This is a genomic window from Halomonas saccharevitans (assembly GCF_900116405.1).
In the GTDB taxonomy this organism is placed as follows: domain Bacteria; phylum Pseudomonadota; class Gammaproteobacteria; order Pseudomonadales; family Halomonadaceae; genus Halomonas; species Halomonas saccharevitans.
Map to the genome: position 1 here is coordinate 113,799 of NZ_FPAQ01000003.1, position 12,899 is coordinate 126,697.

The 12,899-nt window shown below is 68.6% G+C and carries 12 protein-coding genes; 9 read left to right on the top strand and 3 right to left on the bottom strand.

Features of this window, described 5'->3' with window-relative positions:
• Window positions 1-167: 167 nt before the first annotated feature.
• Window positions 168-791: a phosphoribosyltransferase gene (locus BM388_RS02585; RefSeq protein ID WP_089846899.1), complete on the top strand. Its 624-nt coding sequence runs from the start codon at window positions 168-170 to the stop codon at window positions 789-791.
• Window positions 792-942: 151 nt separating this feature from the next.
• On the opposite strand, the gene BM388_RS02590 is transcribed toward BM388_RS02585, so the two are convergent.
• Together BM388_RS02590 and BM388_RS02595 are read right to left on the bottom strand one after the other, a co-directional pair.
• The gene (locus tag BM388_RS02590) at window positions 943-1,299 is read right to left on the bottom strand and encodes a phasin family protein (protein ID WP_089846901.1); all 357 of its coding nucleotides are present in this window, start codon (window positions 1,297-1,299) and stop codon (window positions 943-945) included.
• 190 nt (window positions 1,300-1,489) lie between these two features.
• On the bottom strand, window positions 1,490-2,197 hold the full coding sequence (locus BM388_RS02595) for a glutathione S-transferase N-terminal domain-containing protein (protein ID WP_089846903.1): 708 nt from the start codon (window positions 2,195-2,197) through the stop codon (window positions 1,490-1,492).
• A 338-nt stretch (window positions 2,198-2,535) separates the two neighbouring features.
• Between BM388_RS02595 and BM388_RS02600 the strand changes: the two genes are divergently transcribed.
• On the top strand, window positions 2,536-4,236 hold the full coding sequence (locus tag BM388_RS02600) for an L-lactate permease (protein WP_089846905.1): 1,701 nt from the start codon (window positions 2,536-2,538) through the stop codon (window positions 4,234-4,236).
• 151 nt (window positions 4,237-4,387) lie between these two features.
• On the opposite strand, the gene glcC is transcribed toward BM388_RS02600, so the two are convergent.
• Entirely contained in the window at window positions 4,388-5,164 is a 777-nt protein-coding gene (gene glcC, locus BM388_RS02605) for a transcriptional regulator GlcC (protein WP_089846907.1), read from the bottom strand.
• A 192-nt stretch (window positions 5,165-5,356) separates the two neighbouring features.
• Between glcC and glcD the strand changes: the two genes are divergently transcribed.
• From glcD to BM388_RS02640, 7 genes are all read left to right on the top strand, one after another.
• Entirely contained in the window at window positions 5,357-6,856 is a 1,500-nt protein-coding gene (gene glcD, locus BM388_RS02610) for a glycolate oxidase subunit GlcD (RefSeq protein ID WP_089846909.1), read from the top strand.
• Window positions 6,857-6,865: 9 nt separating this feature from the next.
• On the top strand, window positions 6,866-7,969 hold the full coding sequence (glcE, locus tag BM388_RS02615; RefSeq protein WP_089846911.1) for a glycolate oxidase subunit GlcE: 1,104 nt from the start codon (window positions 6,866-6,868) through the stop codon (window positions 7,967-7,969).
• Window positions 7,970-7,990: 21 nt separating this feature from the next.
• Complete coding sequence (glcF, locus tag BM388_RS02620; protein ID WP_089846913.1) at window positions 7,991-9,235, top strand: glycolate oxidase subunit GlcF; 1,245 nt, start codon at window positions 7,991-7,993, stop codon at window positions 9,233-9,235.
• A gap of 232 nt (window positions 9,236-9,467) precedes the next feature.
• Window positions 9,468-9,869 carry a GlcG/HbpS family heme-binding protein gene (locus BM388_RS02625; protein ID WP_089846916.1) on the top strand — a complete coding sequence of 134 codons (402 nt, stop codon included), beginning with the start codon at window positions 9,468-9,470 and terminating at the stop codon, window positions 9,867-9,869.
• A 156-nt stretch (window positions 9,870-10,025) separates the two neighbouring features.
• On the top strand, window positions 10,026-10,292 hold the full coding sequence (locus BM388_RS02630) for a DksA/TraR family C4-type zinc finger protein (protein ID WP_089847041.1): 267 nt from the start codon (window positions 10,026-10,028) through the stop codon (window positions 10,290-10,292).
• Between the two features lie 134 nt (window positions 10,293-10,426).
• Window positions 10,427-11,998 (top strand): bifunctional GNAT family N-acetyltransferase/carbon-nitrogen hydrolase family protein, encoded by a 1,572-nt coding sequence (locus BM388_RS02635; RefSeq protein WP_089846918.1) that lies wholly within the window; start codon window positions 10,427-10,429, stop codon window positions 11,996-11,998.
• A 4-nt stretch (window positions 11,999-12,002) separates the two neighbouring features.
• Window positions 12,003-12,824, top strand: coding sequence for a M90 family metallopeptidase (locus tag BM388_RS02640; RefSeq protein WP_089846920.1), 822 nt, complete (start codon window positions 12,003-12,005; stop codon window positions 12,822-12,824).
• The last annotated feature ends 75 nt before the right edge of the window (window positions 12,825-12,899 follow it).

Below are 12,899 nucleotides of genomic sequence, written 5' to 3' on the forward strand. Positions count from 1 at the left end.
GAAATGATTTCCGTTAAATACATAAACGGGACACATCCCTGAGGTAGGGCGGCCGGCCGGCGCCTGCCGATGAGACGGCCGCGGGGGACCATCGCCGTGATCCGAAGGGGCTACTGCCGGGAAGAGGGACCTACACTGAGAGGACACCTGCCTGCCGGGAGCCCGCCATGTTTCGTGATCGCCGCGAGGCGGCCGAGCACCTCATCGACCGCCTCGCCTACCTGAAGACCGAGAACCCGCTGATACTGGCCATCCCCCGCGGCGCCGTGCCCATGGGGCGATGGATGGCCGATGCCCTGCACGGCGAACTGGACGTGGTGCTGGTGCGCAAGGTGGGCGCGCCGGGAAAACCGGAGTACGCCATCGGCGCGGTCGATGAGAACGGCCGCGTGGCACTCGAGCCCGCCGCCGAGCACTATCGTGAGGACGCGGTGAATCGTGAGGTGGAACACCAGCGCGGCCTGATCGAGGAGCGACGCCGGCGCTATACCCCGGTGCGCTCGGCCATCGATCCGGCGGGGCGCATCGTGGTGGTGGTGGACGACGGCAGCGCCACGGGAGCGACCATGGCGGCCGCCCTTACCGCCCTGCGGGACCGCCGCCCGCGGCGGCTGATCGCCGCCCTGGGGGCGGCGCCACCCGAGACCGTGGCACGCCTCGAGTCGCTGGCCGATGAGGTGATCTGCCTGGAGACCTCCCGAGACTTTCGCGCCGTGGGGCAGTTCTTCGCCGACTTCGGCCAGGTGGAGGACGAGGAGGTGATCGCGCTGCTGGGACACGAACGCGACTGAGCCGTGGCGCGGGGGATCCGAGCCGCCGCAACAAAGGCAACGAAAGCGGGCCCCTCACGCAAACGGGCGCCACCCGCAGGTGGCGCCCGTGAAGCGTCGCATCGTCAGCTCCCCCTATCGGTGGCGCGAGAGCGGCAAGCGAAGGTGTGCCTTACTTGGTGGCCGGCGTGGCGGCCTTGAGGCCGTCCTCGGCGAGCTTCTGGCTCTCGCGAACGTATGCCTGGCCCAGGCTCATGATCTTCTCGGCATCGCCACGCAGTCGCTCGCCCATGTGCTGGCTGGCCTTCTGCTGGGTGTCCACGGCCTTCTTCAGGCCCTCGGCGTCACGCACGTCGAGCCAGCCGCGGGCCTGGGAGAGCCCCATGTCGGTCAGGGCCCGAACGGCGTCGAACTGGGCGGCGACCAGCTTCTCGGTGTAGTCGAGATTAAGGGCGCCGAGACGGCGGGCGGGTGCCACGAACGTGGACTCGAGCTGTTCGGTCGCCTGCTGGGTGGTTGCCTTGCTCATGTAACACCTCCATCGGTGGTGGACAGCGTGGGGGGCATTTGGCCCCGTGCTGCATTGCAACATAGCAGCCTGTTTTGTGCAGCGCAACATCCAACGATGCTCGATGCCCCAGGTCCCTGAACGGCACAGAACGACAACGCCCGGCCGAGGCCGGGCGTGGCGAGAGGCATCCGTGGCGCGACAAGCCTGCTCAGCGATAGGCGCCCTCGATGTCGGTGACGCGCAGGGCCCGGCGCCCCAGGCCGTCGTGCAGGTCGAGCATGCGCTCGAGCCAGCCGTGCACCGGGTCGGCGTTGGAGACCAGGTCGGCGCTGGAGACGCAGCGCGCCCACATGAAGTTGCCGAAGACCAGGTAGTCGGCGCCGGCCGGGGCGTCGCCGTCGAGGAAATCGCTCTCGCCGAGCTGGGCGCGCAGCGGCTCCAGGGCGGCATCGAGCTGGGCGAGCCCCTTGGCCGGGGAGTGGAACTCCTCGAGGGTGCGGCCGAAGCGCTTCTCGCGGGTCTCGCGGAAGTAGGCGCGGTCGTCGGGATGGATCGCGTTGAGCAGGTCCATGATGATGGTGCGCAGCATGGCCGGGGCCATCACCCGCTCGGCGTAGTGCTTGAAGAAGCGTCCGCGCGCCGCGGCGAGCCCCTCGCCGAGCAGCGGCGCCTCAGGATAGGCGCGATCCAGGTAGCGCAGGATCTCGTAGCTGTCGGTGATCACCTCGTCGCCGTCGACCAGCACCGGTACCTTGTCATGCTCGGCGAAGGCCAGGGCCTCGGTGTCGTTGAAGCGCCAGGGCCGCGTCTGCACCTCGAGGCCCTTGTGGGCCAGGGCGTAGCGCACCCGCCAGCAGAAGGGTGAGAACCTCAGCTCCTCGTCAATGCCGCAGAGATCATAGAGCACCCGTGTCATGCCGCCTCCTCAGTGTCGTGTTCAGGGTCCTCGATAGTGCCAGCCTTTGCGGCCACCGCCAACGCCGCGCGCACGCGGTAATCCGGCGACAGCGAGTTGCCCATTAGTCTAACGCCACGCCCACCTCGCGGCGTGGGCGAGACGCCCATGCGCGAGACAAACCATTGAATAGACAATCATTTCACGTGCCAAAAGCGAGGCTCACGGGGCCAGCCTTATTGGTCATACCAATGTTCCAACAGTAGTCAGGGCCGCGACTTGGGCTTAAGGTCGCAGCCACAACACGCCCCGAGCGGGCACCCAAGACTCCACCGTTCCCACGCGAAAGGAACTCCTCCATGAACGAAACCTTACTCGCGCTGCTCGCCTTCGTGCCTCTGGTGCTGGCCGGCGTGCTGCTGATCGGCCTGCGTATGGCCGCTAGGGTCGCCATGCCCATCGTCTTCGTGGTCACCGCGCTGATCGGCCTGCTCGCCTGGCAGATGAGCTTCACTCGGGTTTTGGCCTCGACCCTGCAGGGCCTGATGCTGACCGTGGCGATCCTGTGGATCATTTTCGGCGCCATCCTGCTGCTCAACACCCTCAAGCACTCCGGGGGCATCACCGCCATCCGCAACGGCTTCTCGGGCATCAGCCCGGACCGCCGCGTGCAGGCGATCATCGTCGCCTGGTTGTTCGGCTGCTTCATCGAGGGCGCCTCGGGATTCGGTACCCCGGCCGCCGTGGCCGCGCCGCTGATGGTAGCGCTCGGCTTCCCGGCGCTGGCCGCCGTGGTGGTGGGCATGATGATCCAGTCCACGCCGGTCTCCTTCGGCGCCGTGGGCACGCCGATCGTGGTGGGGGTCACCGGTGGCCTGGATCGCGCTGGCATCACCGAGACCCTCGACGCCGGCGGCTCCAGCTGGCTTGAGTACTTCCGCCTGATCGCCGGTGAGGTCGCGGTGATTCACGCCATCGTCGGCGTGCTGATGCCGCTGATCATGGTGGTGATCATGGTGCGCTTCTTCGGCGCCAACCGCTCCTGGAAGGAGGGGCTCTCCATCACTCCCTTCGCGCTCTTCGCCGGCATTTCCTTCGTGGTGCCCTACGCCCTGGCCGGCGTGCTGCTGGGGCCGGAATTCCCGTCGATGATCGGCGCCATGGTGGGCCTGGCCATCGTCGTGCCGGCGGCCCGTCGCGGCTTCCTGCTGCCCAAGGACACCTGGGACTTCCCGCCCTCCTCCGCCTGGCCGGATCAGTGGATCGGCAAGCTGGTGATCAAGACCGAAGACGTGGTGGGCAAGACCCCGATCACCACCTTCATGGGCTGGGTACCCTACGTGCTGCTGGCCGTCTTCCTGGTGGCCTCGCGCACCATCGAGCCGCTCAAGAGTGCGCTCACCTCCTTCGCCTTCGGCTGGAGCAACATCCTCGGCGAAGCCGGCGTCTCCGGCAGCATTCAGCCGTTCTACCTGCCCGGCGGCATCCTGCTGGCGGTGGTGCTGGTCACCGCCGTGCTGCACCGTATGCGCCTGGGTGAGCTCAAGGCGGCCTTCGGCGAATCCAGCCGCACCCTGCTGGGCGCCGGCTTCGTGCTGATCTTCACCATCCCCATGGTGCGCATCCTGATCAACTCGGGCGTCAACGGCGCCGACCTGGTCTCCATGCCGGTAGCCATGGCGCAGCTCGTCGCCAATGGAGTAGGCGATGTCTATCCGCTCTTCGCGCCGGCCGTGGGCGCCCTGGGGGCCTTCATCGCCGGGTCGAACACCGTCTCGAACCTGATGCTCTCCGACTTCCAGTTCAACGTCGCCCAGCAGCTCGGCGTCTCCACCGCCATGATGGTCGCCCTGCAGGCCGTGGGCGCCGCGGCGGGCAACATGATCGCCATCCACAACGTGGTTGCGGCCTCCGCTACCGTGGGCCTGCTCGGCCGCGAGGGTGAGACCATCCGCAAGACCATCCTGCCGACGCTCTATTATCTCGTCGCCGCCGGTGCGATCGGCCTGGTGGCCTTCTATGTGCTGGGCATCGGTGACCCGCTGCTGAGCCTGGGCTGATATCAGGCGAACCCGGCCACGCAGCAAACCGACGTGGCACAAGACGCACCGCCCCCACGGCCCGGCCGTGGGGGCGGTGCTTTTTTGTGGGCGCTCTTTAAGCGTTCTTGTGAACGTTCTGTCGCTCGAGGCGCCCGACGCGGCCCCGCTACTACCAGCCCTCCAGACGCATGGCCGAGCGCTCCAGCCGCTGCTCCTCCGCCTCGATCTCGCCCAGCTGCTCGCCGATGCTCGAGAGGTGCTCCAGGGCGGCGCGCCGGGCGAGCTCCGGCTTGCCCTCGACCACCGCGCGATACAGCCGGGCGTGCTGGCGATTGATCATCTCGCGGGACCGAGGCCGGTGATAGAGATTCTTCACCGAGGCGAACACCGAGCTCAGCAGCAGGTCCGTCAGGCTCTGCAGGGTATGGACCAGCACCGGATTGTGGGAGGCCTGGCAGATGGCCAGGTGGAAGCCGTGATCCAGGCGCGCCAGGCGCTCGGCATCGATCGTCTCGGCGCCCTCCGCGTAGTCGACCATCTCCTGGTAGCGGCGGGTGATCAGCACCCGGTCCGAGGCCGTGCCGCGGCTGGCCGCCAGGCTCGCCGACTCGCCCTCGAGCAGCGAGCGCACCTCCAGCAGGTCGAACAGGGTGCGCGGGTGATCGCGGAAGAGATGCATCAGCGGCGAGTCCAGCGGCGTCGCCACCAGCGAGGCGACCACCGAGCCCCGCCCCTGGCGGGTCTCGATGACGCCCTTGCTGCGCAGCGTCCTCAGCCCCTCACGCAGGGAGGCGCGCGACACCTGCAGGCGCTCGCTGAGCCGCCGCTCGGAAGGCAGCAGCTGGCCCGGACGGAACACGCCGTCGAGAATCAGCTCCTCGAGCCGGGCCGCGATGGCGTCGGGCGTGCGCGAGGTGATCCGCAGCTCTTCATGGTAACGGGGCATGATCGTGCTCTCCGGGGATGCCAGGGCGAGCCTCGAGGGTGTATTGTGGAAAAGCTTTCCACAATACAACTAACGACTGGTCTGACCAGCAAACCAGACGCTGGACACGCCCACCATTAAGGCACAGATTGGTGCCAAACAGGTCATGTGCCCGGCCCGGGTGGGCGATGGGCACGCAAGCGAGGAAGCCCCATGAACATCCTCTACGACGAGCGGCTCGACGGCGAGCTGGCCCCTACCGACAAGGCCGAGGTCCTGGCCGACCTGCAGCGCTCGGCGCCCGGCCTCACGCTGCTGCACCGCGAGGAGGACCTGCGTCCCTTCGAGTGCGACGGCCTCGCGGCCTATCGGGTGCTGCCGATGCTGGTGGCGCTGCCCGAGACCCTCGAGCAGGTCGAGACGCTGATGAAACGCTGCCGGGCGCTGGGCGTGCCGGTGGTCACCCGCGGCGCCGGCACCGGCCTCTCCGGCGGCGCGCTGCCGCTGGAGCAGGGCGTGCTGCTGGTGATGTCGCGCTTCAATCGCATCCTCGACGTCGACCCGGATGCCCGCATCGCCCGCCTCCAGCCGGGCGTGCGCAACCTGGCCATCTCGGAGGCGGCGGCGCCCTACGGCCTCTACTACGCCCCCGACCCTTCGTCGCAGATCGCCTGTTCGATCGGCGGCAACGTCGCCGAGAACGCCGGCGGCGTGCACTGCCTGAAGTATGGGCTGACCGTGCACAACGTGATGAAGGTGGAGGTGATCACCATCGAGGGCGAGCGCATGACGCTGGGCAGCGAGGCGCTGGACGCCCCCGGCCTCGACCTGCTGGCGCTGTTCACCGGCTCCGAGGGCATGCTCGGCGTGGTCACCGAGATCACCGTCAAGCTGCTGCCCAAGCCCGAGACCGCCAAGGTGCTGATGGCGAGCTTCGACGACGTCGAGAAGGCCGGCCGAGCGGTCGGCGACATCATCGCCGCGGGCATCATCCCCGGCGGGCTCGAGATGATGGACAAACTCGCCATCCGCGCCGCCGAGGATTTCGTCAAGGCCGGCTACCCCGTCGAGGCCGAGGCCATCCTGCTCTGCGAGCTCGACGGCGTGGAGGCCGACGTCGACGATGACTGCGCCACGGTGCGCACGGTGCTCGAGAAGGCCGGCGCCACCGATATCCGCCAGGCCCGCGACGAGGCCGAGCGCGCGCTGTTCTGGGCAGGACGCAAGAACGCCTTCCCGGCGGTGGGGCGCATGTCGCCCGACTACTACTGCATGGACGGCACCATCCCCCGTCGCGAACTGCCGCGGGTGCTCAAGGGCATCGCCGAGCTCTCCGAGGCGTATGGCCTGCGCGTCGCCAACGTCTTCCACGCCGGCGACGGCAACATGCACCCGCTGATCCTCTTCGATGCCAACCGCGAAGGCGAGCTCGAGCAGGCCGAGGCCTTCGGCGGCAAGATCCTCGAGCTGTGCGTCGAGGCGGGCGGCTCGATCACCGGCGAGCACGGGGTGGGCCGCGAGAAGATCAACCAGATGTGCGCCCAGTTCGCGCCGAGCGAGCTGACCGTCTTCCATGCGGTGAAGGCCGCCTTCGATCCCGGCCGCCTGCTCAACCCGGGCAAGAACATCCCGACGCTGGCCCGCTGTGCCGAATTCGGCGCCATGCACGTCCATAACAACGAGCTCCCGCACCCCGAGCTGCCCCGATTCTGAGGATTTCCCATGGCCGAGACACGCCCCACATCGACCGATCAGGACATCAGCGAGGCGCTTGGCGAGCGCGTGCGCCGGGCCGCCGAGGCGGGCACCCCGCTGCGCATCGTCGGCGGTGACACCAAGGCCTTCTATGGTCGGCCCGTCGAGGGCGAGACGCTCTCGACCCGGGAACACCGCGGCATCACCTCCTACGACCCGGTAGAGCTGATCGTTTCGGTGCGCGCCGGTACGCGGCTGGCCGAGCTCGAGGCTGCCCTGGCCGAGCAGGGCCAGATGCTCGGCTGCGAGCCGCCCTACTTCGGCGCAAACGCCACCGTGGGCGGCATGGTCGCCACCGGCCTCTCCGGCCCGCGCCGCCCCTGGGCCGGCAGCGTGCGCGACTTCGTGCTGGGCATCCGCCTGATCACCCAGGACGGGCAGCAGCAGCGCTTCGGCGGCGAGGTGATGAAGAACGTCGCCGGCTATGACCTGTCGCGGCTGATGGTCGGCGCTCAGGGCACCCTGGGGCTGGTCACCGAGGTATCGCTCAAGGTGCTGCCACGCCCCGGCGCCCGCCACAGCCTGCGCCTGGAGATGCCCCGGGCCGAGGCCATGGCGAGGCTCGCCGAGTGGGGCCGCTCACCGCTACCCCTCACCGCCGCCGCCTGGCACGAGGGCGCCCTGCACCTGCGCCTGGAGGGCGGGCCGAGCTCGGTGGCCGCCACCCGCGAGCGGCTGGGCGGCGACGACCTGGACGACAGCTTCTGGGAAGCGCTGCGCGAGCAGCGCCTGGGCTTCTTCTCCCGCGATGACGCGCGCCCCCTGTGGCGCCTCTCGCTGCCCCACAACACCCCGTCGCTGGACCTGCCCGGCGTCGCCGAGGCGGACCTGCTCTACGACTGGGGCGGCACCCAGCGCTGGCTGCGCAGCGACCTAGACGCGGACATCCTGCGCGAAGCCTGTGCCCGCGCCGGCGGCCACGCGACCTGCCTCGGTGCCCGCGAGGGCGCGGGCCAGGCCGACCCCTTCATGCCACTGGAGCCCGTGGTGGAGAAGTACCACCGCGCCCTGAAGGCCCAGCTGGACCCGAAGGGCATCTTCAACCCTGGCCGACTCTACGCGGCGATCTGAGACCTGAAGGGGAAGCCCGAGATGCAGACGCACTTTACCGAGGAAGACCTCCAGAAGCCCCATATCCGCGAGGCCGACCGGGTCCTGCGCACTTGCGTGCACTGCGGCTTCTGCAACGCCACCTGCCCCACCTACCAGCTGCTGGGCGACGAGCGCGACGGCCCCCGCGGGCGCATCTACCTGATGAAGGAGATGCTCGAGAGCCGCGACGACGACCACCAGGTCACCGAGGAAACTCGGCTACACCTCGACCGCTGCCTCACCTGCCGCAACTGTGAGACCACCTGCCCCTCCGGAGTGGAGTACCACAGGCTGCTCGACATCGGCCGCGCCGAGATCGAGCGCCGGGTGCCGCGCCGGCCCGCCGACCGCGCCCTGCGCCTCGGGCTGCGCAAGGCGCTGGTCGAGCCCGGGCGCTTCAAGGCGCTGCTCAAGCTGGGCCAGACCTTCCGCCCGCTGGTGCCCGGCGCGCTGGCCAGCAAGATGCCGCCGGCCCCGGTGGATGCCGGCATGCGCCCCGAGGGCAAGCGCCACCCGCGCCAGATGCTGATCCTCGAGGGCTGCGTGCAGCCCGGCCTCTCGCCAAACACCAACGCCGCCACCGCCAGGGTGCTCGACCGCCTCGGCATCGGCCTGACGCCGGCGCCGGAGGCCGGTTGCTGCGGCGCCATCGACTACCACCTCAACGCCCAGGAGGCCGGGCGAGCGCGCATGCGCGCCAACATCGACGCCTGGTGGCCGCATATCGAACCGGCGAGCGGGGCCGGCGTGGAAGCCATCGTGCAGACGGCCAGCGGCTGCGGGGCGATGGTCAAGGAGTACGCCGAGGTGCTTGCCGACGACCCCGACTACGCCGAGAAGGCGACGCGCATCAGCGCCCTGACCAAGGATCTCGTGGAGGTGCTGCGGGATGAAGACCTCGCCACTCTGGAGGTGAAGGAGAGCCGGCGGCTCGCCTTCCACTGCCCCTGCACCCTGCAGCACGCGCAGAAGCTCAGCGGCGCCGTGGAGCAGGTGCTGCGCAGGCTCGGCTTCACCCTCACCCCCGTTCAGGACGCCCACCTCTGCTGCGGCTCGGCCGGCACCTACTCCGTCACCCAGCCGGCGCTCGCCACCGAGCTGCGCGACAACAAACTCGATGCGCTGGAGGCCGGTCACCCCGAGGTGATCGTCACGGCCAACATCGGTTGCCAGACCCACCTGGCCGGCGCCAACCGCACCCCGGTGCGCCACTGGATCGAGATCGTCGACGAGGCCCTCGCATGACGCATCGTCACCGCGCTAACACATTCAGCTGCCAGACCCACCTGGCCGGCGCCAACCGCACCCCGGTGCGCCACTGGATCGAGATCGTCGACGAGGCCCTGGAGTGATCGAGACGAGATGACGTCGTTGCGTTCGACGGGGCCGTGGTCGCCAAGAAATCCTTTCTCCCCCCGGGCCCGGGCTCGGGGATTCTCTGCACTATCCCAACCAAATCCAAATCAAGGAGCATGCTATGCAGACCAAAGCCATTCTCGGACTCGCAGAGGTCAACGCCATTCTCGACGCCGCCCAACAGGCAGCCGAGGCCAACGGCTGGCAGGTGACCGTGGCCGTCACCGACGACAGCGGCGAATTGCTCGGCCTGCGACGCCTTGACGGCGCGGCACCGATGACCGCCATGATCAGCGCCCAGAAGGCCCGCACCGCAGCGCTCAGCCACAAGGAGACCCAGGTCTTCGAGCGCATGATCAATGAGGGCCGCACCGCCTTTCTCTCCGCCCCCCTCGAGGGGCTGCTGGAAGGCGGCGTGCCGGTGGTCGTCGACGGTCGAGTGATCGGTGCCGTGGGCATCTCCGGCGTCAAGTCGGATCAGGACGCCCAGGTGGCCAAGGCCGCAGTCGCCGCCATCGGCTGACCGCTGCCCGCCCCGCCCTTCTCGAGGCCCCGCCATGGCGGGGCCTTCTTGATGCGGGCCGCCCTGGGCCGGTGGGACGTAGAACTCATCCCGGGCGTGGTCCAGACTGATACCATTTCCACTCGGGTCGACGCTCCGGGCGTCTCGGAGGAGCTCATGGCTGGTGGATGGTCGAAGGATGGTGCCGTCCAGGAGCAGATCGACAGCACCGTCGAGGATGCCCTGGCACGTTCGCGACAGCAGTTGCCGGACGGCGAGAGTGCCGAGCACTGCGACGAGTGCGGGGAACCGATCCCCCAGGCGCGCCGCGACGCGATCCGCGGGGTGCGCTTCTGCATCGGGTGCCAGGCAGAGCGAGACAAGCGGCAAGGCCCGGCCGCCGGATACAACCGCCGCGGCAGCAAGGACAGCCAGCTGCGCTGACGCGCCACGGCCTGCCCGCTCCCGCCGGATGCGAGGCGCCACTCGGGACGCCCCTTCCGCCGCGGCGTTGCATCATGCGTGGCTCGACCCCATGGTAGACTGCAACCATTTCCTAGGCGGGAGCCCCGGCACACATGTCCCTCGACGACCTGCACCTCAACCTGCGCAACCTGACCCCGGACGACTACCCGCAGCTCAAAGCGCTGATGGACCGGGTCTATCACGACATCGGCGGTGCCTGGCCCCAGGCCACCATCGACAAGCTGATCACGGAGTTCCCCGACGGCCAGATCCTCATCGAGGACGACGAGACCATCGTCGGCGTGGCCCTGACCGCGCTGGTCGACTACGACACCTTCTCCAACCCGCACCGCTACGACGACCTGATCGGCAAGCGCGAGACCATCCTCAATGATGAGGATGGCGACGCCATGTACGGCCTCGACGTGCTGATCCACCCGGATTACCGCGGCTACCGCCTGGGCCGGCGCCTGTACGAGGCGCGCAAGGAGCTGTGCCGCTCCATGAACCTGCGCTCGATCCTCGCCGGCGGGCGCATCCCCCACTATTACCAGCACGCCCACGAGCTCTCCCCGGCCGAGTACCTCGACAAGGTGGCGCGCAAGGAGATCCACGACCCGATCCTCTCCTTCCAGCTGGCCAACGACTTCCAGGTCAAGCGGCTGCTGCGCAAGTATCTGCCGGAGGACGAGAAGTCACAGGGCTTCGCGACCCTGCTGGAGTGGAACAACATCCTCTTCGAGCCGGCCGAGCGGGTACTGGAGAATCGTCCGACCCAGGTGCGCGTGGGCGCGGTGCAGTGGCAGATGCGCGAGTTCTCCTCGGTGGAGTCGGTGCTGCAGCAGGTCGAGTACTTCGTCGACGCGCTCTCCGACTACCAGAGCGACTTCGCCGTCTTCCCCGAGCTCTTCAACGCCCCGCTGATGGGCCTGCAGGACCGCGCCGCCCAGCAGGACCAGATGGCCGCCATCCGCTTCCTGGCCGGCTTCACCGAGCAGTTCAAGACCGAGCTCTCGCGCATGGCGATCTCCTGCAACATCAACATCATCGCCGGATCGATGATCGAGGAGCATGAGGATGGCCAGCTCTTCAACGTCTCCTACCTGTTCCATCGCGACGGTAGCGTCGACGCCCAGACCAAGCTGCACATCACCCCTCAGGAGCGCCGCGACTGGGTGATCGAGGGCGGCGACGAGCTGCAGGTCTTCGACACCGATGCCGGCCGCGTGGGCATCCTGATCTGCTACGACGTCGAGTTCCCCGAGCTCTCGCGCCTGCTCGCCGACCAGGACATGGACATCCTCTTCGTGCCCTTCTGGACCGACACCAAGAACGGCTACCTGCGGGTGCGCCACTGCGCCCAGGCCCGGGCCATCGAGAACGAGTGCTACGTGGTACTGTGCGGCAGCGTCGGCAACGTGCCCTCGATCGAGAACATGGAGATTCAGTACGCCCAGTCGTCGGTCTTCTCGCCCTCGGACTTCGCCTTCCCCCACGACGCCGTGCTCTCCGAGACCACGCCCAATACCGAGATGATCATGTTCTCGGATCTGGACCTGACCCGGCTGACCGTGGTGCGCGCCGAGGGCTCGGTGACCAACCTCAAGGATCGGCGCAAGGATCTGTTCGACCTGCGCTGGCGGGACTGGTCCTGGAAGTCCGGCGCCAACCTGGAAGAGAGCTGACGCCATGCTCGGCCGGCTGCTGCGCCTGGGGGGCCGGCGTTTCGAGGCGCGCCACCCCTTCCCCGCCGACGAGTGGGCCGAGGCCCGGGAGCGGGTGGCGCTGATCAAAGCCCTGCCCGACGACCAGGCCGAGCGGCTGGGTCAGCGAGCCTGGCAGTTCGTGCATGCCAAGCGCCTGAGCCTTCACCCGGAGCTGGCCGGCACGGTCACCTTCGACGCCCCGGCCCGGCTCGCCCTGGCGGGCCAGGCCTGCCTGCTGACCCTGGGCTGGTGCGACAGCGAGCACCTCGATGCCTTCGCCAACGTCCACGAGATCCTGATCCTGCCCGACGCCTTCCAGCGGCGAGTGGAGGAGATGGACGAGTTCGGCGTGGTGCACGAGTACGACGACGAGCGCGCCGGTGAGACCTCCCTGCAGGGCCCGGTGGTGGTCGCCTGGCCCGACCTCATGGCAAGCGGCGGGTTCGACGGGTTCAACGTGCTGATCCACGAGCTGGCCCACAAGCTCGACCTCGGCAATTCCCTGGACGTCGACGGCTTTCCGCCGCTGCCGAGAGAGATCGACCCGCGGGAGTGGTACCGCATCTTCATGGGGGTCTGGGAGGATCTCCAGGCGCGCCTCGCCCGGGGCGAGGCGACGCCCATCGACGACTACGCCGCGAGCCACCCCGGCGAGTGCTTCGCGGTCTGCTGCGAGCACTTCTTCAGCGACCCCGCCCGCCTCCACCGGGCCTACCCGGCGCTCTACGGACTGCTGTCGCGCTATTTCCATCAGGATCCGCTGACGCGCCTCCCGGCAGACGCCGGCTCCCTCCGTCCCTGGTAGGCCCGCGTCGGACTCGATGGATCAGCACACCGAGGCCGAGCACCACTGACCCCAACGCCTACTACCGCCAGGAAG

Coding starts and splice junctions, on each gene's coding strand:
- BM388_RS02585 (WP_089846899.1), top strand. CDS start 168: ATGTTTCGTGATCGCCGCGAGGCGGCCGAGCACCTCATCGACCGCCTC.
- BM388_RS02590 (WP_089846901.1), bottom strand. CDS start 1,299: ATGAGCAAGGCAACCACCCAGCAGGCGACCGAACAGCTCGAGTCCACG.
- BM388_RS02595 (WP_089846903.1), bottom strand. CDS start 2,197: ATGACACGGGTGCTCTATGATCTCTGCGGCATTGACGAGGAGCTGAGG.
- BM388_RS02600 (WP_089846905.1), top strand. CDS start 2,536: ATGAACGAAACCTTACTCGCGCTGCTCGCCTTCGTGCCTCTGGTGCTG.
- glcC (WP_089846907.1), bottom strand. CDS start 5,164: ATGCCCCGTTACCATGAAGAGCTGCGGATCACCTCGCGCACGCCCGAC.
- glcD (WP_089846909.1), top strand. CDS start 5,357: ATGAACATCCTCTACGACGAGCGGCTCGACGGCGAGCTGGCCCCTACC.
- glcE (WP_089846911.1), top strand. CDS start 6,866: ATGGCCGAGACACGCCCCACATCGACCGATCAGGACATCAGCGAGGCG.
- glcF (WP_089846913.1), top strand. CDS start 7,991: ATGCAGACGCACTTTACCGAGGAAGACCTCCAGAAGCCCCATATCCGC.
- BM388_RS02625 (WP_089846916.1), top strand. CDS start 9,468: ATGCAGACCAAAGCCATTCTCGGACTCGCAGAGGTCAACGCCATTCTC.
- BM388_RS02630 (WP_089847041.1), top strand. CDS start 10,026: ATGGCTGGTGGATGGTCGAAGGATGGTGCCGTCCAGGAGCAGATCGAC.
- BM388_RS02635 (WP_089846918.1), top strand. CDS start 10,427: ATGTCCCTCGACGACCTGCACCTCAACCTGCGCAACCTGACCCCGGAC.
- BM388_RS02640 (WP_089846920.1), top strand. CDS start 12,003: ATGCTCGGCCGGCTGCTGCGCCTGGGGGGCCGGCGTTTCGAGGCGCGC.